The organism is Kitasatospora sp. NPDC101108 (assembly GCF_055584725.1).
On the sequence record NZ_JBVJLM010000006.1, the window covers coordinates 172,304 to 191,528 of the forward strand.

Below are 19,225 nucleotides of genomic sequence, written 5' to 3' on the forward strand. Positions count from 1 at the left end.
GGCCGGCCCGGCAGCCGCCCCAGGTCACCTGGGCCGTCCGATGGCTCCCGACGTCGCCGTCAGCGGCGCGAGTTGCCGAACAGCAGCCGGTAGGCGATCAGCAGCACCAGCGCACCGCCGATCGCGGACACCCAGGTCGGCCCGTCGAAGAAGCGGGCCGTGATGGAGCGGTGCATGAAGTGCGACGCGATCCAGCCTCCGACGAAGGAACCGGCGATCCCGATCAGGGTCGTCACGATCAGGCCGCCCGGGTCCCGCCCCGGCAGCAGCAGCTTCGCCAGGGCTCCGGCCACCAGGCCCAGCACGATCCACGCGATGATGCTCATCCGACCCATCCCTCCCGTCCGTGGCGCGACGGCCCCGTCCCGCGCACCCTGCCCCGAAGGACGCCGTCCCCCACCGGCCCGGTTCCGACCGGCCGGGCCGAGCGGTGCGTTCCGGCCACCCGGAGCCGACCGGTCCGCGCGTGGCGTCCTTCCGAACCGGACGTAACCGCCGAAATACTGCGGCCATGCGCATCCTGATCGCCACCGCCGGCTCCCGGGGCGACGTGGCCCCCTTCACCGGGCTCGGCGTCCGCCTGCAGGCGGCCGGACATCAGGTGGCCGTCGCCACCCACACCACCTTCGCCGACTCGGTACGGGCCGCCGGACTGGAGTTCCGCCCCCTGCCGGTCGACCCGCGCGCCGAACTCGCCTCCGACCAGGGCCGACGGCTGCTGCGGGCCGCCAGCGGGCCCGCCACCGTGCTGCAACTCCTTCGTCTCGGGCGGAGGTTCATGCCCGCCCTCGGCGACGGCATCGCCGACGCCACGGCTCTCGGCACCGACCTGCTGCTCACCACCAGCACCACCAGCGCGCTCGGTCAGGTCGCGGCCGAGGCGGCCGGCATCCCCACCATCGGACTCCACCTCCAACCCCTCGCGCCCACACGCGAGTTCGCGCCCGCCGCCACCGGCACCCGCTCGCTCGGGCGATCCGGCAACCTGCTCGCCGGGCACGCCGTCCAGATCGCGACCGACCAGCTATTCGCCCCGGCCGTCCGCGCGCTGCGCCGACGGCTCGGCCTGCCCCCGCTCGGCATCGCCCGGTCCCGGCGCAACCATCCCGTGCTGCACGGGTTCTCGCCGCGGGTGGTCCCCCGCCCTACGGACTGGCACCCGCGACTGGACGTGGCCGGGTACTGGTGGCCCGCCGAGCGGCCCGACTGGCAGCCGCCGCAGCGGCTCCTCGACTTCCTGGCCGCCGGACCGCCGCCCGTCCTCGTCGGCTTCGGCAGCATGGTCGTGCCCGAGCCCGAACGGCTCACCGCGACCGTCCTCACCGCCGCCCGCACCGCCCGGGTCCGCCTGCTGCTGCAGTCCGGCTGGAGCGGACTGGCCGCCGAGGACTCGGAGTCCGTCCTCAGCATCGGCGACACCCCGCACGAGTGGCTGTTCCCGCGCACGGCCGCGGTCGTCCACCACGCGGGCGCGGGCACCACGGCCGCGACCCTCCGCTGCGGCACCCCCTCCGTCCCGGTGCCCGTCCTGCTCGACGCCCCCTTCTGGTCCGCCCGGCTCACCGCGCTCGGCACCTCCCCCGGCCCGCTCCCCCTGCGCACTCTCACCCCCGACCGCCTCGCCACCGCCATCCGCCAGGCCCTGGACGACCCCCGCTACCGCTGCCGCGCCCAGTCCGTCGCGGCCGCCCTCGCCGCCGAGGACGGGACGACCAAGGTCCTGGCCGCCGTGGACGCGGCGGCGAACAGCTGACGATTGACAGCTAACAGAAAACAGCTGACAGATAACAGATGATGAAATCTGTCATCCGTTAGCTGTCATCCGTCATCCATCATCTGCTACTCGCCCGCCGCGCCGGCCCGCTGAGCGCCAGGTACACCACCGAAGCGGAGGCGAAGCCGACCGCCCAGCCGTAGTCGGCGAGGGGCTTGAGGAAGGGAACCACCCCGTCGACCGGGAACGGGCCCTGCTTCGCGCCGTGGTCGTCGAGGGAGGAGTACGAGCCGCCGATCGCCAGCAGACCGCCGACCAGCAGAGCGGTGACCGCCCGCCAGTTCCAGCCGCCCGAGTACCAGTACGCACCGAACGGCCGGTAGAGCTCGACGAGTTGGAGGCGGGTGCGGCGCAGCACCCAGTAGTCGGCGATCAGCACCCCGGCGACCGTTCCGAGCAGACCGCCGACCACGCCCAGCCAGACGTAGATGTAGACGTGCGGATCGGCGGTCAGCCTCCAGGGGAAGATCGCGATCCCCACCACGCCGGTGATCAGCGCCCCGGTACGGAAGTTGATGAACCGGGGCACCAGGTTGGTCAGGTCGTAGGCCGGCGAGACGACGTTGGCGGCGATGTTCACCGAGAGCGTCGCGACCAGGACGGTCAGCAGCGCGAACAGCAGGGCGACCGGGCTCTCCATCTTGGCGGCGAGCTTGATCGGGTCCCACACCGGCTCGCCGTACACCGCCTCCGACCCGGAGGTGACCAGCACGGACAGCAGCGCGAAGAGCGTCATCGTCGTCGGCAGGCCGAGCGCCTGGCCGCGGATCTGGGCGCGCTGGCTGCCGCCGAAGCGGGTGAAGTCGGGGATGTTGAGCGACAGCGTGGACCAGAAACCGATCATCCCCATCAGCGACGGGAAGAAGACCTTCCAGAACCCACCGCCCCAGCCCAGCCTGGACGGCTGGTCGAGCAGCGGCCCCAGGCCGCCCGCCTTGACCGCGATCCACCCCAGCAGGGCGAGCGCGCCGGCGATGACGAACGGCGCCGCCCAGTTCTCGAAGCGCCGCAGCGCCTCCATCCCCCGGGCGATGATGACCATCTCGACCAGCCAGAACAGCAGGAAGGAGGCCCACTGCGTCCACGGGTAACCGCCGAACTCCGTCGCCGTGCGCCAGGATTCGCCGAACAGCTTGCCCGCCAGCAGGAAGATCCCCTCACCCCCGATCCAGGTCTGGATGCCGAACCAGGCGCAGGCCACCGCCGCTCGGATGAGCGCGGGCAGGTTGGCGCCGCGCAGTCCGAACGAGGCCCGGGCGAACACCGGGAACGGGATGCCGTACTTGGTGCCCGCATGCCCGGTGAGCAGCATCGGCGCGAGCACGATCAGGTTGGCGAGCGCGATGGTCAGCACCGCCTGCTTCCAGTCCATGCCGATCGCGACCAGGCCCGAAGCCAGCGTCCAGGACGGGATGTTGTGGGCCATGCCGACCCACAGCGCGAGGAAGTTGTACGTGGTCCAGGTGCGCTGCCGCACCGGGACCGGCCGGAGGTCGTCGCTGGTGAAGCCGTTGGACGGCAACGCCCCGTCGGCCGGGTCGAGTTCGACCCGACCGTCGGAGTGCTGCCGCTGTCTTCCGCTGCCGGTCGCGGTGTCGGCCATGGGCAACTCCCGTCTGCCGCAGGGGGCTAGAGGTGGGGGATGACGTCCGTTCCGTACGCGTCGATGGTGGCCTCGACCGCGTCGTGCATGGCGTAGACGGCGAACTGGTCGACGCCGAGCGAGCGGAGCTCGGCGAGCCGGTCGCGCTGGGTCTCCACCGGCCCGATCAGGCAGAAGCGGTCGACGATCTCGTCCGGGACGAAGGCCGTGTCGGGGTTCCCGGCGCGGCCGTGGTGGCTGTAGTCGTAGCCCTGGCGGTTCTTGATGTAGTCGGTGAGGGCGTCGGGCACCAGGTCGGAGTGTTCGCCGTAGTGGCTGACCAGGTCGGCGACGTGGTTGCCGACCATCCCACCGAACCAGCGGCACTGCTCGCGGGCGTGGGCGAGCACGGCGGGCGAGTCGTCCGCCGTGACGTACGCGGGCGCGGCCACGCAGATGGTGACCGAGGCCGGGTCCCGGCCCGCCTCGACGGCCGCCTTCCGAACCGCCTTGACCATGTACTCGGTGAGGTACGGATCGGCCAACTGCAGGATGAATCCGTCGGCTTGACGGCCGGTCAGAGCGAGCGCCTTGGGCCCGTACGCGCCCATCCAGATCGGCAGGGAGGCGCCGGGACCGACCCACGGCAGGTGCATCTCGGTGCCGTCCACCTCGACGGTGCGACCTTCGGCCAACTCCTTGACCGCGTGCATGGCTTGGGAGAGCCGGTCGAGGGTGGCGGGGCGGCGTCCGGCGACGCGCATGGCGGAGTCGCCGCGGCCGATGCCGCAGACCGTACGGTTGCCGTACATGTCGTTGAGCGTGGCGAACAGGGAGGCGGTGACCTCCCAGGTGCGGGTGGAGGGGTTGGTGACCATCGGGCCGACGGTCAGGCGCTCGGTCTCGGCGAGGATGCGGCTGTAGATGACGAAGGGCTCCTGCCACAGCACGCAGGAGTCGAAGGTCCAGCCGTGGCTGAACCCGGCCTGTTCTGCGCGGATCATGCGGTCGATGAGCAGGCGGGCGGGCGGGTCGGTCTGCAGGACGAGGCCGATGTCCATGGGTGGCTCCGGGGAGAGGGGTGGGAGGGCGGCCCCGGGGCCGGCACGCACGGCGCGTGGCACGACCCAGGGCCCGGGGCGCGGGGCTCGGGGGAAGGGATGGAGAACGCGGGGAGCGGTTCAGGTCAGGTACTGGCAGGTGTCGCGGCGCAGGAAGGTGCCGTGCCCGGCCTGGCCGAGCCAGCGGCCGTCGTCCAGCACCACGGTGCCGCGCGAGAGCACCGTCCGGGCCCGGCCGGTGAGTCGGCGGCCCTCGTAGGCCGAGTAGTCCACGTTCATGTGGTGGGTGGCGGCGGAGACGGTCTGCACGGCGGTGGGGTCGTAGACGACGAGGTCGGCGTCCGCGCCCGGTGCGACGGTGCCCTTGCGCGGGTGCAGCCCGAACATCCGGGCCGGCGTGGTGCAGGCGATCTCGACCCAGCGGCGCCGGCTGATGTGCCCGTCCACCACGGCCTGGTGCAGCAGGTCCATCCGGTTCTCCACGCCCGGGAGGCCGTTGGGGATCTTCGAGAAGTCGCCGCGGCCGAGCTCCTTCTGCCCGACGTAGCAGAACGGGCAGTGGTCGGTGGAGACCACCTGGAGGTCGTTGGTGCGCAGGCCACGCCAGAGCGCCTCCTGGTGCTCGCGCGGCCGAAGTGGCGTGCTGCACACGTACTTGGCGCCCTCGAAGCCGTCCGCGCCCTGCTCGGCGAGGTTGTCGGTGGAGAGGAAGAGGTACTGGGGGCAGGTCTCTCCGAAGACGTTGAGCCCGGCGTCCCGGGCCCGGGCGAGCTCGTCGAGCGCGGAGGCGGCGGAGACGTGCACGACGTAGAGCGGGCTGCCGGCCACCTGGGCGAGCTTGATCGCCCGGTGGGTGGCCTCGGCCTCCAGCAGTTCGCGCCGGACCTCGCCGTGGAAGCGCGGGGCGGTGTGCCCGGCGGCGAGGGCCTGTTCGACCAGGACGTCGATGGCGATGCCGTTCTCGGCGTGCATCATGATCAGCCCGCCGTTGGCCGCCCCGCGCTGCATGGCCCGCAGGATGCGGCCGTCGTCGCTGTAGAAGACGCCGGGGTAGGCCATGAAGAGCTTGAAGGAGGTGGACTCGCCGGAGTCGACCAGCGCGTCCATCTCCTTGAGGACGGCGTCGTTGACGTCCGAGACGATGGTGTGGAAGGCGTAGTCGATCGCGCAGTTGCCCTCGGCCTTGGCGTGCCAGGCGTCCAGGCCCTCGCGCAGCGCGCCGCCGACCGGCTGGACGGCGAAGTCGACGATGGTGGTGGTGCCGCCCCAGGCGGCGGCGCGGGTGCCGGTCTCGAAGGTGTCGGAGGCCGCGGTGCCGCCGAACGGCAGCTCCATGTGGGTGTGGGCGTCGACGCCGCCCGGGATGACGTAGTGGCCGTCGGCGTCGATGACGGTGTCGGCGGTCCAGGCCTCGGCGGCGGCGCTGCCGGTGGCGGCCAAGGCGGCGACGCGCTCGCCCTCGATCAGGACGTCGGCGTGGAGCTCGTCGGTGGCGGTGATGACGAGGCCGCCGCGGACGACGGTGCGCTGCTGCGGGTCGCGGGTGGTCATCGCGGTGCTCCTCAGGCCTCGGCGAGCGGTCCGTAGGCGTCGGGTCGGCGGTCGCGGTAGAACGCCCACTGCTGGCGGACCTGTTCGATCAGCCCGAGGTCGAGGTCGCGGACGACGAGTTCCTCCTCCTTGTCGGAGGCGACGTCGCCGACGAACTGCCCGCGCGGGTCGACGAAGTAGGAGGTCCCGTAGAAGTCGTTGTCGCCGTACTCCTCGGTGCCGACCCGGTTGATGGCGGCGACGAAGTACTCGTTGGCGACGGCGGCGGCGGGCTGTTCGAGCTGCCACAGGTAGGCGGACAGGCCGCGGCTGGTGGCGGAGGGGTTGTAGACGATCTGCGCGCCGGCCAGGCCCAGGGCGCGCCAGCCCTCGGGGAAGTGCCGGTCGTAGCAGATGTAGACGCCGACCTTGCCGACGGCGGTGTCGAAGACGGGCCAGCCGAGGTTGCCGGGCTTGAAGTAGTACTTCTCCCAGAAGCCCTTGACCTGCGGGATGTGGTGCTTGCGGTACTTGCCGAGGTAGCTGCCGTCCGCGTCGATCACCGCGGCGGTGTTGTAGTACACCCCCGTCTGCTCCTCCTCGTAGACCGGGACGACGATCACCAGGCCGAGTTCGCGCGCGAGGTCCTGCATCCGGCGCACGGTCGGGCCGTCCGGGACGGCCTCGGCCCAGCGGTAGTGCTCGGGTTCCTGGACCTGACAGAAGTACGGGGAGTTGAAGACCTCCTGGAAGCCGATGATCCGGGCTCCCTGGGCGGCGGCCTCGCGGGCGTACCGCTCGTGGAGCGCGATCATGCTCTCCTGGTCGCCGGTCCAGCGGGTCTGGACGAGCGCGGCACGGACGATCTGCGACATGGGTACCTCCGCAACTCCGCGTCCCGGCCGGACGGCCGGGCCCGCGGTCTGAGGGTTGACGGGGCGGGTCTCGCCCTGCGGGTCCGCTCGGGAACCGCGGGGGTCTACGTGATGGGTCTACGTGCGTAGAAAGCGATCTGTAGACGGTAGGCCGGGCCTCGGTGGCCTGACAATACGTCGGCGGTAACGCGTCTGGGGCGATCTCGTTACGCGGACACGCGATCAGTCCTGAGTGGGATGAAACGCTCATCTACCCCGAACATGACCTCCCTACTCATTCGAGTGAAAGCGGTCACCGCGAGTGCGGAACCGGCCACGGCAGGGTAAGACGCGCGTGAGCGCTTCGACGGACCGTCATCTGACGGCGCTACGGCGCCACTTCGGGGATCAGGGATCGTTCGGGGATCAGGCGCAGGGGTCGACGGTCGGCAGGAGGCCGAACGGGGGGGTGGTACGGATGGCAGCGGTCGAGGGGCACGAGGAACGTACGGCGGGCACCACGGCACCGACGGGCGGGTCGGCGCCGAACGGAACGGCCGAGGCGGCCGGCACCTCCGGGCCGGCCGGCACGGTCTCGACGGCCGGAGGCGACGGCCCGGCGGGGCGGCCGCCGGCCCTGCCCGCCTGGGCGGGCCTGCTGCTCTCGCTCGCGGCCCTGCTGCCGCTCGTCCTCGGCCTCCTGCTGAGCCGGTCACCGGCGCCGCGGGCCGGTCTGACCGCCCTGCAGCTGGCCGGTTCCCGGGCGGCCGCCGAGGCGGTCCTCGGCGAGCACCCCTCGGCGTACCGGGCCGCCCTGCGCGCGGAACCCTGGCTGATCGGTGGCTACGGGCTGACGCTGGCCGCCGCCGCACTGCTCGGCGGGTACGTGCTCGGGCGGCGGCTCCGGCTCGCCCCGGCGCTCGCGGTCGGGGCCGCGGGTCTGCTCGCCGCGGGCTGCGACCTCGCGGCGAACGTCCTGCTGCGCCTCGGGCTCGACCACGGCGGCTCCGACACCCCGTTCGCGGTGGCGGCGGCGCTCGCCACCGTCGCCTGGCTGCTGCTCCTGCCCGCCGGAGCGGCCGGCGCGGGCCTGCTGGCGGTGACGGCCGCCCGGGCGGTGCGCGGCCTCCGGCCCCGGGCAGCGAAGCCCGCCGAGGACGCCGACCCGCACCGCCCGGCGCTGATCCCACCCTGGCCGGTGGCCCCGCGGCACGGTCGGCCGCGGCACGGAGCTCCGCAGCGGGACGCACCGGTCGCCGACGTCCCCGGCGCCCACACCCGCTGGCGCGACGCCGGTCGGGTGCCGCCCGGCCGCGAGCCCGCCGAGCTGGGCTTCTGCGCCTCCGGCGGCGGCATCCGCTCGGCCTGCGTCACGCTCGGTGCGCTGCAGGCGCTGCGCCCGTGGCTGAAACGCGCGCGCTACCTGGTCTCCGTCTCCGGCGGCGGCTACACCGTGGGCGCGCTGCAGCTCGCGCTCAGCGACTCCGCGCCCGGCAGCCCGGTGCACGCGGTCTCGGGCCTGACCGCCGACACCGTGATGGAACCCGGCTCCCCGGAGGAGGACCACCTCCGCCGCCACAGCAAGTACATCGCCGACGGCGCCGGCGAGTGGCTGGTCGCCCTCGGGACGCTGCTGCGCGGCCTGCTGTCCGCGCTCACCCTGCTGCTGGCCGCCGTCCTGGCGCTCGGCCTCGGCCTCAGCCGCTTCTACCACGCCGTCCCGGTCACCGACCTGGACGCCCTGGCGGCCGCCGGCCTGCGCCACCAGGGCGCCGCACCGGGCGCCCTGGCGTTCCGGGCGCCCGCGCTGGCCGCCCTCGGCGCACTGCTGGCGACCGCCGCCGGGTGCTGGCTGCTGTGGCTGCTGGCCTTCCCGCCGCTCGGCTGGCACGCGCTGCTGCCGCGCGCGCTGCGCCGGCTCAACCACGCCGCGCTCGCGCTGGCCGGGCTGCTGGCCGTCGGCGTGCTGGCCGTGCCGGGCCTGGCCTGGGGCGCGGTCCGGCTCCAGCAGGCGCTGGCGGCCGGCCCGCAGCTGACCGGCGCCGGGCTCAGCCTGACGGTCGTGCTCAGCTACGGCGCCCTGCTGGTCGGCATACTGTGGCGCGACCGCCGGGCGATCGGCCGGGGCGTGGGCGCCCTCGGCGGGGCGCTGCGCGGCGCGGGCCGCCTCGGCGGCGGGCTGGCCACCGACCTCCCCCAGTACCTCGTGGTGTGGGCGGCCCTCGCCGCGCTGACGGCCGGCGCGCTGCTGGCCCTCGGCTGGGCGGTCGCCACCGGGTACGCCTGGCCGACGGCCGTCCAGGTGCTGCTGCCGTTGGTGCTCGGCGCGGTCGGGCTCAACCTCGACCAGACCTGGATGAGCCTGCACCCGTTCTACCGGCTGCGCCTGGCCTCGGCGTTCGCCGTCCGCCGGGTCACCGAGGGCGGCCGCACGCTGGCCCGGCGGTACGACTTCCACCGGGAACAGACCTGGCTGAGCCACTACGCCGCCCGGCACCCCGACTTCCCGCAGGTGATCTTCTCGGCCGCGGCCAACCTGTCCGGCAACTCCCGTACGCCGCCCGGCCGTCGGGCGGTCTCCTTCTCGCTCTCCCACGACTACGTGGGCGGTCCGGACGTCGGGTACGCACGCACCGACCTGCTGGAGCGGCGCACCCGCCGGCACATCGCCCGGGACCTCACCGTCCAGTCGGCGATGGCCGTCTCCGGTGCCGCCTTCTCCGCCGCGATGGGTCGTCAGTCCCGTGTCTACCAGGGCCTGTTCGCGGTGACCAACGCCCGGCTCGGGACGTGGCTGCCCAACCCGGCGCAGCTCGGTCCGGCCTGGTCCGGCACTCCCGACTGGCGTCGCGCCGGGGAGCCCGCCGTCCGCCGGCTCCCGTACCAACTCCGGGAGTTGACCGGCCGGTTCCCGGTGGACGACCGCTTCCTGCTCACCACCGACGGCGGGCACTACGAGAACCTCGGCCTGGTCGAACTGCTGCGGCACCGGGTGCGGACGGCGGTGAGCATCGACGCCAGCGGAGACTCCGGCTACGCCGGCAACCTGGCCGCCGCGATCACCCTGGCCCGGGAGGAGCTGGGCATCGTCATCACCCTGCACCGGCCGGAGCGGCTGATCCCCGGCAGCGCCACCGCCGACCTGGGCGCGGACGCCCCACTCCTGCAGGGGCTGGCGGCCCAGCTCGCCGACCGGCTCTCGGCCCGGGGCGTGGTCACCGGGGACATCCACTACCCGGCCGTCGACGGCGAGCCGGACTCCGAACGGCAGGGCACCCTGATCGTCCTCCAGGCGGTGCTGACCGCCGACATGCCCTACGAGCTGCACTCCTACGCGGTGGCCAACCGGGCCTTCCCCAACGACGGCACCAGCGACCAGTGGTTCGACCACCAGCAGTTCGACGCCTACCAGACGCTCGGCCGCTACCTGGGCGACCAGGCCGGGCCGGTGATCGAGCAGGCCCTCGCGGCCACCGCGAACGGCTCCGAGCCCTCCGTTCCCGCGCAGCCGGCGGAGAATCCGTCCGCGACGGCGCCCGGCCAGTCGGCGGCGACCCCGCCGGCGCCGCGCCGTCCCGCGGAGGGGTGAGTCGGAGCCTCCCGTCGCGGTCGGGCCGGCGAGCGGACGGGCGGGCCAGCCGGGTCGTTAACAGGGCGCAACAGGCGGGCGCCCCGGCTTGACTTCGTCCGACCGGCTCGGAAAGGATCCGGTGCATGGACTCCGGCACCACTCTGGTTTGCCGCCTGCACGTCGATCTGCGACGCCAGGCGAGTTCCATCTGTGCCTGTTGACCTCGCTCCGCTCCGCCGGTCCCGCCCTGTGACCTCTGCCAGGGCCCGTACCGCGCACCCGCACCCGCAGTCCTGAACCCGCCCGCCCGGCGGCACCCGTGCGTGCCGTGACCGGTCGCTCCGCAGCCACGCCACCGGCCCGGGCGCACCCCTGCCGACGTTCCCGCCGCACCCGAGGACGCCCCATGAGCCCGGACCTCGTCTCCGAGACCCCGCCGTACGCGCCGCACGCCCCGCGCGCCCCCCACACCCCGAGCACCCCGCAGAGCCCGCACGACGCCGACGCCCCGCACAGCCCGAGCACCACAAGCACCACGAGCACCCCGCTGAGTCCGAACGCCCTGCGGACCGTCGTCCGCGAGCTGGCCGAGCGGCCCGAGCAGTGGATCCACCTGGTCCGGCTCTCCACCGACGAGCGCTGGTACCAGCGGCTGGTCGCCGAGGACGACCACGAGGTCTGGCTGATCAGCTGGCTGCCCGGCCAGTCGACCGGCTTCCACGACCACGGCGGCTCGCGCGGCGCGTTCACCGTCGCCCTCGGCGAGTTGGAGGAGCTGTCCCTCGGCGGCCCGGACCAGGGCCTGCTGATCCGCCGGATCCCGGCCGGAACCGCCCGCGCCTTCGGCCCGGAGTACGTGCACGACGTCCGCAACACCGCCCCCGGCCCGGCCGTCACCCTGCACGCCTACTCACCCCCGCTCAGCTCGATGGCGCACTACGACCTGCGGGCCGGCGGGCTCGTCCGCACCTCGGAGGAAGGACCGGAGCAGTGGTGACCACGATCGACGACCTGGTGGAGCGGGCCCGCGAGGGCGTCCACCGCCCGCGCGCCCGGGAGGCGTACCAGGCCCAGCTGGACGGCGCGCTGCTGGTGGACATCCGTCCGGCGGCGCAGCGGGCGGCCGAGGGCGAGATCCCCGGCGCACTGATCATCGAGCGCAACGTCCTGGAGTGGCGGCTCGACCCGACGGGCAGCCACCGCATCCCCGAGGCCTCGGGTTACGACGTCGAGGTGATCGTCGTCTGCTCCGAGGGCTACGCCTCCAGCCTGGCCGCGGCCTCGCTGCGCGAACTGGGGTTGCACCGGGCGACCGACCTGGACGGCGGATTCGTCGGCTGGGCGGCGGCGGGACTGCCGACCCGCTGACACCCCACCCCGGCGGCTGAGATGGCGTCACGCCGCGTGCCGGGCCGTAAATCAGAGACAGGAGATGATGCAGGTCATAGTCTGATCAGAGTTTCCGCCGGTCCGAAGCTGGGCAACCACGCGGGCGGAAGAACGCCCGGGCGGTGCAACCGCCGTCAACCGAACAAAAGAGCCACGAGCCGAACAAGCCACGAGCCGACCGAACGAGCTCCAAGAGCCAGACGAGCCGATCGACAGACACAGGCGCCGCCTCGCCGGGGCGCCCTGACGAGGAAACACTCAGTGATCAGATTCGAGGGCGCCGGCAAGCGCCACCCCGACGGCACCGTCGCGGTCGAGGGCCTGGACCTGGAGGTCCCGACCGGTCGGATAACCGTCCTGGTAGGACCGTCCGGCTGCGGCAAGACCACCCTACTGCGCATGGTCAACCGGATGGTTGAGCCCACCTCGGGCCGGGTGCTGCTGGACGACACCGACGTCGCGAAGCTGGAGCCCGCCAAGCTGCGCCGCGGCATCGGGTACGTGATCCAGCAGGCCGGGCTCTTCCCGCACCGCAAGGTGATCGACAACATCGCCACCGTGCCGTACCTGCTCGGCTGGGACCGCAAGAAGGCCCGCGCCCGGGCCGCCGAACTGCTCGAACTGGTCGGACTCGCGCCGGAGACCGCCAAGCGCTACCCGTTCCAGCTGTCCGGCGGCCAGCAGCAGCGGGTCGGCGTGGCCCGGGCGCTGGCCGCCGACCCGCCGGTACTGCTGATGGACGAACCGTTCAGCGCCGTCGACCCGGTGGTGCGGGCCGGGCTCCAGGAGGAGCTGCTGCGGCTGCAGTCCGAGCTGCACAAGACGGTGCTGTTCGTCACCCACGACATCGAGGAGGCCGTCCGGCTCGGCGACCAGGTCGTGGTGCTGCGCGAGCACGGCCGGATCGCCCAGCTTGCCGACCCGCACACCCTGCTGACCGCTCCCGCCGACGAGGGCGTGGCCGCCTTCCTCGGCCGCGACCGGGGCCTGCGCGGCCTCGGCCTGCGGCCCGCGAAGGCCGTCGAGCTGCGCCCGGTCGGCGGCGGACACCGCGAAGCCGGCTGGGAGTTGGCCCTGGACGACGAGCGCCGCCCGATCGGCTGGATCGACCGAGGCGCGGGCAGCACCGAGTTGCAGCCCGCCGCCGGCTTCCGCCCGGACACCGACACCCTGCGCGCCGCCCTGGACGCCGCCGTGCTCTCCCCCGCCGGGGTCGCGGTCGCGCTGGACGCCGACGGGCGGGCGATCGGCACGGCGAGCCGCGAGGCGGTCCTCGCCGCGCTCACGCCGACCGACGGCGGACCCGTCAGCATGCGGAAGCCGGGTGCGGCCGACGCCGCAGGAACGGCCGACCCGACGGGAACGGCGGACCCGGCGGGAACAGCCGACGCGGCGGGAACGGCCGACGCGGCGGGCACGGCCGACGCGGTGGGCACGGCGGACGGAGCCGACGGTGGACGATGAACCGATCGTCCGCTGGTACTGGATCGGCGACCACCTCGGCTACCTCGGCAACCTGCTCGCCGACCACGCTGTGATCGCCCTGGTCCCGGTGCTCATCGGCCTGCTGCTGGCCGTCCCGCTCGGCCTGGCCTGCGCCCGCTTCCCCCGGCTGTACCAGCCGCTGTCCGCCGTCTTCAACATCGTCTACGCGCTGCCCTCGCTGGCCGTCTTCGTGGTGCTGATCCCGTACACCGGGCTCGCCACCCAGGCGACGGTGATGATCCCGCTCACCTTCTACGCCCTCGCCGTCCTGCTGCCGACCACCGTGGACGGCCTGCGCGCCGTCCCGGACGCCGTCCGGCAGGCCGCCACCGCGATGGGGTACGGGCCGTGGCACCGGCTGACCGCCGTCGAACTGCCCGCCGCCGTGCCGTACCTGATCGCCGGGCTGCGGGTCGCCGCGGTGTCCAGCATCTCGCTGGCCAGCGTCGGCGCGCTGGTCGGGCGCGGCGGGCTCGGCTACCTGTTCATCGACGGCTTCCAGCGGACCTTCCCGACCCCGATCGTGGCCGGCATCGCGCTGATCGCCGTCCTGGCGCTGGCCGTCGACCTGCTGCTGGTGGCCGCCCGCCGGCTGCTCGCGCCCTGGGCCGTCCGGGAGCAGGGGGCGGGCTCGTGAACTGGCTGAACTGGCTGAGCGACTTCTTCTCCGACCCGGACCGCCGCAGCGGCCCGGACTCGATCGTGCACCGGGTCTCCGAGCACCTGCTGCTCTCCGGCGAGGCCCTGCTCTACGCGGCGGTGCTCGCCGTCCCGCTCGGGCTGCTGATCGGCTACACCGGGCGCGGCGTCACCGCGGTCACCGCGCTCGCCGGGGCCGCCCGCGCGCTGCCGACCCTCGGCCTGGTGACGCTCGCGGTGCTGCTCGCCGGGGTCGGCGACACCGCCGTACTGTTCCCGCTGGTCGCGCTGGCCGCGCCACCGCTGCTGGTGGCTGCCGTCGAGGGGGTGCGCGGGACCGACCCGGACGTGCGGGACGCGGCGCGCGGGATCGGACTGACCCACCCGCAGGTGCTCTTCCAGGTCTGCCTGCCCTCCGCCTCGCCGACCCTGTTGGCGGGCTTCCGCACCGCGACCGTCCAGGTGATCGCGACCGCCACGGTGGCCGCGTACGTCGGGCTGGGCGGCCTCGGCCGCTACGTCATCGACGGACTGGCCACCCGGCAGTACGCGGTGACCGTGGGCGGTGCGCTGCTGGTGGTGCTGCTCGCGGTCGGCGCCCAGCTGTTCTTCGCCCTGCTCGCCCGGTTCGCGCTCCCGTCCGGGGTGCGCGCCCAGACCCGGGCCCGCTGAGGCCACTCCTCTCCCATCCGTTCCGGAAGGACAACTGTCACCATGTCGACAATGAAGAGAAGCAGGCGCGCCGTCATCCTCGGCACCCTCGCCGCGCTGACCCTGGGCGCCACCGCCTGCAGCTCCTCCGCGAGCAGCAACAACCCGCTCGGCGGCGGGCCGAGCGCCACGTCCTCCGGGGCCGGTTCCGCCGCCACCGGAGGCGGCTCGGGCGGGACGGTGGTCGTCGGCTCGGCGAACTTCCCGGAGAACGTCCTCCTCGGCTCGATCTACTCGCAGGCGCTCAAGGCCAAGGGCGTCAAGGTCGAGGAGAAGTTCAACATCGGCAGCCGCGAGGTCCTCTACGGGCAGCTGCAGAGCGGCAACCTGACCGTCCTGCCCGAGTACAACGGCGCGCTGCTCGCCTATCTGGACGCTAAGAACACCGCCGTCACCACCCAGGACGTGAACGCGGCACTGGCCAAGGCGCTGCCCTCCTCGCTGGCGGTCCTCGACTCCTCCCCCGCCGAGGACAAGGACTCGCTCAGCGTCACCCAGGAGACCGCCGACAAGTACAACCTCAAGAGCATCGCGGACCTCTCCGCCAAGGCCGGCGAGTTCACCATCGGCGGGCCGCCGGAGTTCAAGTCCCGCCGCGAGCAGCAGTTCAAGGACGTCTACGGGCTGACCTTCAAGGAGTGGAAGCCCACCGCCGACACCACCGCGAACGCGCTCAAGGACGGCAGCATCCAGGTCGGCAACGTGTTCACCACCGACCCGAAGATCGTCCAGTACAAGCTCGTCCCGTTGACCGACCCGAAGAACGTCTTCGGCGCGCAGAACATCACCCCGCTGGTCAACAAGGCGGGCGTGGACGCCACCGCGACGGCGGCGCTCAACGCCGTGTCGGCCAAGCTCGACACCGCCGGGCTGACCGGGCTGATGAAGCGCGTCTCGGTCGACAAGGAGGACCCGTCGACGGTGGCCAAGGACTGGCTGAAGGCCAACGGGCTCGCCTGACGGCCGACGGACCCGCCTGACGGCCTGACCGGCCGCGACGGGCAGCGGGCGGCGGGCGGCGGGCGGCGGCGCGCGGAGGGGATCCTCTCCGCACGCCGCCGTTCGGCGTTCGCCGCGTCCGGGGCCGCGTCACGCCCGCCGCAGGGGACCTTCCCTTCCACGCCGCGAACATGACAGGGTGACGCCATGCGCACTCGTCTCCTCGCCGCCTCCCTCACGGCACTCGCCGCGGTGAGCCTCGCTGCCTGCTCCAGCTCCGGTTCGGGCCCCGCTCCGGGCTCTGCTCCGGGCTCGGACAGGGCCACCGCCGCGGCCGGCGCCCCCACCGTCGCCGCCACCACCGCGCCCGGCACCGCCCCGTCCGGCACCGGCACGGCCGGCTCGACCGGTTCGGCGCCCACCGCAGCCGGCACGCCCGCACCGTCCGACCCCTCGGCGCCCGGCGCGGACGGGTCGGCCCCGGCCAAGCCGGCCCCGCCCGCCGACGCCGGACTGCCCGCCAAACCGGACGCCGACCTGACCGGCAAGGTGGTCGCCGCACTGAACGCGATCGACCCGGCGATCGTCGGCGGCAAGCCCGACCAGGCGGTGGAGCAGGCCCGCAAGCAGTGCCAGGCCATGTACCGGTTCCCCAAGGACACGGCGAAGCTGGTCGAGCTCGCCGACCAGCACTTCACCTCGCCCGACCACCCCCACGGCTTCGGCCCGGACACCTCGGCGAAGATCAACGACGCACTGCGCGCCACCCTCTGCCCGCCGCAGCGCTGACACCCTCCGCCGCACCCCCGAACCGCCCGGTGTCCTGAGCTCCGGGCAGCCGTGGCCGCGCCCCGCCCGCCGGGTGCGCGGCCATCGGCGTCCGTGGACGACGCTTCATCGAAATGGTGCGCGCACCACACCCACCACCGCACGCTGAACCGAACTCCTGGGCGACCGCGCCCGGTTGACCTGGGCCGTCGGCGAGCTCGCGCCGCTGCGCTGCCACCAGGAGACCACCGCCCTGCACATGGTCGAGGAGACGCTCGGCGACCTGCGTCGCCGCACCGGCTGGCGGCCCCGCCACGAGTCCGCGGCATCCGCCCGCAGCGCCACCACCCGCCTCCGCCACGACCGCAGCGCCCCGTTCGCCGATCACCTCCCTTCGGCCGACGGGGCCGTATGCTGACGAACTGTTAGGTCCCTTGACAGACCACTGGTCTAGTCCAAACATAAGCATGTCGATCCGACCGGGATGCACTGTGGGGGTGTGACCACCGGCGGCTGAGGCACCGCCCTGCCCTGCTCCGCACCACCCCCGCTCCGTACGGCGCGCGTCACGCTCGCACCGTCGCCCGCCTCCACGCGAGTCGGTGGGTTCCGCACGCCCCTGTGTCCGCACCGAACCTCCGGACCAGGGCCCACGCGGCCGACCCCACACGGCCGCCGACGCCCCGGACCGCCCAGCACCTCCCCAACGCCCAGCCCCCACCACCTCCGTTGGAGAATCCATGCGTCTTCGCAGAACCGTCCAGGCCGCGTTGACGGCCTGCGCCACGCTGGCCGCCTCGGCCGGCCTGGTCGCCGCCGGGACGGGCTCCGCCCAGGCCGCCACCCCGCTCCCCAGCCGGGTCTTCGCGCCCTACTTCGAGTCCTGGACCGGCCAGAGCCCCGCCACCCTGGCCGCGCAGTCCGGCGCCAAGTACCTCACGATGGCCTTCCTGCAGGCCGCCACCAAGGGCTCCTGCACCCCCTACTGGAACGGCGACACCTCCAAGCCGGTCGCCTCCTCGACCTTCGGCGCCGACATCGCCACCATCCGCGCCAACGGCGGGGACGTGATCCCCTCCTTCGGCGGCTACACCGCCGACAACACCGGCACCGAACTGGCCGACAGCTGCACCGACGTCAACCAGATCGCGGCCGCCTACGAGAACCTGATCACCACCTACGACATCAGCCGGATCGACCTCGACATCGAGGACAACTCGCTGACCAACACGGCCGGCATCGACCGCCGCAACAAGGCGATCAAGACCGTGCAGGACTGGGCCGCGGCCAACGGGCGCACCGTCCAGTTCTCCTACACGCTGCCGACCACCACCGGCGGGCTGGCCGACAGCGGCCTCGCGGTACTGCGCAACGCGGTCAGCAACAACGCGCGGATCGACGTCGTCAACATGATGACCTTCGACTACTACGACAACGCCACCCACGACATGGCGGCCGACACCCAGACCTCGGCGCAGGGCCTGTACAACCAGCTGGCCAGGCTCTACCCGTCCAAGACCCCGGCGCAGCTGTGGGGTTCGATCGGGATCACCGAGATGGTCGGCATCGACGACTTCGGCGCGGCCGAGACCTTCACGGTGGCCAACGCCACCACCGTGTACAACTGGGCGGTGTCGAAGGGCATCAACACGCTGTCGTTCTGGGCACTCCAGCGCGACAACGGCAACTGTGCGGGCAAGGGCGGGGACGACTCCTGCTCGGGCATCAACCAGAACACCTGGGACTTCACCCACATCTTCGCCCCGTTCACCAGCGGCTCGACGGTGACCAACGACTTCTCGGTCGCGGTGAACCCGAACTCGGCCACCGTGAACGCCGGTTCGTCCGCCTCGGCGGCCATCGCCACGGCGGTCACGGCCGGGTCGGCGCAGAGCGTCAGCCTCTCGGTCAGCGGCGCCCCGGCCGGCGTCACCGCCACCGTCACCCCCGGCAGCGTCACCGCGGGCGGCAGCGCCACCCTGAACGTCACCACCAGCTCCTCGGTGGCGCCCGGGAGTTACCCGCTGACGGTCACCGGCAGCGCGGCCTCCGGAAGCCACGGCAGCGTCTTCACGCTGAACGTCAAGAGCACCCAGCCCGGCAACGACTTCTCGGTCGCGGTGAACCCGAACTCCGGCACGGCGGCGGCCGGTTCGTCCGCCTCGGCGGCCATCGCCACGGCGGTCACGGCCGGGTCGGCGCAGAACCTCAACCTCTCGGTCAGCGGCGCGCCGGCCGGCGTCACCGCCACCGTCACCCCCGGCAGCGTCACCGCGGGCAACGGCGCGACCCTGAACATCGCCACCACCTCGGCCGCCGCGGCGGGCACCTACCCGCTGACGGTCACCGCCACCGCGCCCTCCGGCACCCACACCGCGACCTACTCGCTGACCGTCACCGGCGCGACCCCGTCGACCGGCCTGGTCAACGGCGGCCTGGAGACCGGCGGCCTGGCCCCGTGGACCTGCCAGAGCGGCGGCACCGTGGTTTCCACTCCGGTCCACTCCGGTTCGTACGCGCTGCAGGCCGCGGCCTCCGCGAGCCAGACCGGCGAGTGCACCCAGACCGTGACGCTGAAGCCCAACACCAGCTACACGCTGAGCGGTTGGGTGCAGGGCGCCTATGCCTACCTGGGCGTCAGCGGCGGTGCCACCGCCAGTACCTGGGCCAACTCCTCGGGCTGGACCCAGCTGTCCGTCCCCTTCACGACCGGCGCCTCCGGCACCGTCACGGTGTACCTGCACGGCTGGTACGGGCAGGGCAGCGTGTACGGGGACGACTTCTCGATCGCCTGAGGGCGGTGACGGCCGAGGGCCGACAGTGCACAGGCGAACAGATGACAGGTAACAGATAACAGATGACGGATAACAGCTGACAGATTTCAACATCTGTCAGCTGTTATCCGTTCGTCGTCAGGCGTCC

At 73.0% G+C, this 19,225-nt stretch carries 17 protein-coding genes; 12 read left to right on the forward strand and 5 right to left on the reverse strand.

The features are described from left to right. Positions 1 to 59 precede the first annotated feature (59 nt). Positions 60 to 326 (reverse strand): GlsB/YeaQ/YmgE family stress response membrane protein, encoded by a 267-nt coding sequence (locus ACZ6Z8_RS16110; RefSeq protein WP_030280319.1) that lies wholly within the window; start codon positions 324 to 326, stop codon positions 60 to 62. 185 nt (positions 327 to 511) lie between these two features. Between ACZ6Z8_RS16110 and ACZ6Z8_RS16115 the strand changes: the two genes are divergently transcribed. Further along, positions 512 to 1,753, forward strand: a complete 1,242-nt coding sequence (locus tag ACZ6Z8_RS16115; protein WP_465610130.1) for a glycosyltransferase — start codon at positions 512 to 514, stop codon at positions 1,751 to 1,753. A gap of 79 nt (positions 1,754 to 1,832) precedes the next feature. Here ACZ6Z8_RS16115 and ACZ6Z8_RS16120 read toward each other — a convergent pair whose 3' ends face one another. From ACZ6Z8_RS16120 to ACZ6Z8_RS16135, 4 genes are all read right to left on the reverse strand, one after another. Continuing rightward, entirely contained in the window at positions 1,833 to 3,377 is a 1,545-nt protein-coding gene (locus tag ACZ6Z8_RS16120) for an NCS1 family nucleobase:cation symporter-1 (RefSeq protein ID WP_465610132.1), read from the reverse strand. 26 nt (positions 3,378 to 3,403) lie between these two features. After that, complete coding sequence (locus ACZ6Z8_RS16125) at positions 3,404 to 4,417, reverse strand: TIGR03842 family LLM class F420-dependent oxidoreductase (RefSeq protein ID WP_465610134.1); 1,014 nt, start codon at positions 4,415 to 4,417, stop codon at positions 3,404 to 3,406. Positions 4,418 to 4,537: 120 nt separating this feature from the next. Beyond that, entirely contained in the window at positions 4,538 to 5,968 is a 1,431-nt protein-coding gene (hydA, locus tag ACZ6Z8_RS16130; protein WP_465610136.1) for a dihydropyrimidinase, read from the reverse strand. An 11-nt stretch (positions 5,969 to 5,979) separates the two neighbouring features. Then, complete coding sequence (locus tag ACZ6Z8_RS16135; RefSeq protein WP_465610138.1) at positions 5,980 to 6,822, reverse strand: nitrilase-related carbon-nitrogen hydrolase; 843 nt, start codon at positions 6,820 to 6,822, stop codon at positions 5,980 to 5,982. A gap of 457 nt (positions 6,823 to 7,279) precedes the next feature. Between ACZ6Z8_RS16135 and ACZ6Z8_RS16140 the strand changes: the two genes are divergently transcribed. The 11 genes from ACZ6Z8_RS16140 to ACZ6Z8_RS16190 all read left to right on the forward strand — a co-directional run bounded on the left by ACZ6Z8_RS16140 (position 7,280) and on the right by ACZ6Z8_RS16190 (position 19,098). Beyond that, positions 7,280 to 10,390: a hypothetical protein gene (locus ACZ6Z8_RS16140; RefSeq protein ID WP_465610140.1), complete on the forward strand. Its 3,111-nt coding sequence runs from the start codon at positions 7,280 to 7,282 to the stop codon at positions 10,388 to 10,390. Positions 10,391 to 10,515: 125 nt separating this feature from the next. Continuing rightward, positions 10,516 to 10,593 carry a putative leader peptide gene (locus tag ACZ6Z8_RS16145; protein WP_101948289.1) on the forward strand — a complete coding sequence of 26 codons (78 nt, stop codon included), beginning with the start codon at positions 10,516 to 10,518 and terminating at the stop codon, positions 10,591 to 10,593. A gap of 185 nt (positions 10,594 to 10,778) precedes the next feature. Further along, positions 10,779 to 11,369, forward strand: a complete 591-nt coding sequence (locus tag ACZ6Z8_RS16150) for a cysteine dioxygenase (protein ID WP_465610142.1) — start codon at positions 10,779 to 10,781, stop codon at positions 11,367 to 11,369. Continuing rightward, on the forward strand, positions 11,363 to 11,740 hold the full coding sequence (locus ACZ6Z8_RS16155; RefSeq protein WP_402815546.1) for a rhodanese-like domain-containing protein: 378 nt from the start codon (positions 11,363 to 11,365) through the stop codon (positions 11,738 to 11,740). Before ACZ6Z8_RS16150 ends, ACZ6Z8_RS16155 begins: the two co-directional genes overlap by 7 nt. Before the next feature lie 282 nt (positions 11,741 to 12,022). Continuing rightward, the gene (locus tag ACZ6Z8_RS16160; RefSeq protein WP_465610144.1) at positions 12,023 to 13,225 is read left to right on the forward strand and encodes an ABC transporter ATP-binding protein; all 1,203 of its coding nucleotides are present in this window, start codon (positions 12,023 to 12,025) and stop codon (positions 13,223 to 13,225) included. After that, on the forward strand, positions 13,215 to 13,883 hold the full coding sequence (locus ACZ6Z8_RS16165) for an ABC transporter permease (protein ID WP_465610146.1): 669 nt from the start codon (positions 13,215 to 13,217) through the stop codon (positions 13,881 to 13,883). The genes ACZ6Z8_RS16160 and ACZ6Z8_RS16165 overlap by 11 nt, the downstream gene beginning before the upstream one ends. Then, a complete protein-coding gene (locus ACZ6Z8_RS16170) occupies positions 13,880 to 14,557 on the forward strand; it encodes an ABC transporter permease (protein ID WP_465610148.1) in 678 nt (225 codons plus the stop codon). Before ACZ6Z8_RS16165 ends, ACZ6Z8_RS16170 begins: the two co-directional genes overlap by 4 nt. Before the next feature lie 51 nt (positions 14,558 to 14,608). Further along, entirely contained in the window at positions 14,609 to 15,556 is a 948-nt protein-coding gene (locus ACZ6Z8_RS16175) for an ABC transporter substrate-binding protein (protein ID WP_465610150.1), read from the forward strand. A gap of 186 nt (positions 15,557 to 15,742) precedes the next feature. Next, positions 15,743 to 16,324 carry a hypothetical protein gene (locus tag ACZ6Z8_RS16180; protein ID WP_465610152.1) on the forward strand — a complete coding sequence of 194 codons (582 nt, stop codon included), beginning with the start codon at positions 15,743 to 15,745 and terminating at the stop codon, positions 16,322 to 16,324. Positions 16,325 to 16,499: 175 nt separating this feature from the next. Next, positions 16,500 to 16,721 (forward strand): hypothetical protein, encoded by a 222-nt coding sequence (locus ACZ6Z8_RS16185; RefSeq protein ID WP_465610154.1) that lies wholly within the window; start codon positions 16,500 to 16,502, stop codon positions 16,719 to 16,721. Positions 16,722 to 17,043: 322 nt separating this feature from the next. Then, entirely contained in the window at positions 17,044 to 19,098 is a 2,055-nt protein-coding gene (locus ACZ6Z8_RS16190; protein ID WP_465610156.1) for a glycosyl hydrolase family 18 protein, read from the forward strand. Positions 19,099 to 19,225: the final 127 nt, after the last annotated feature.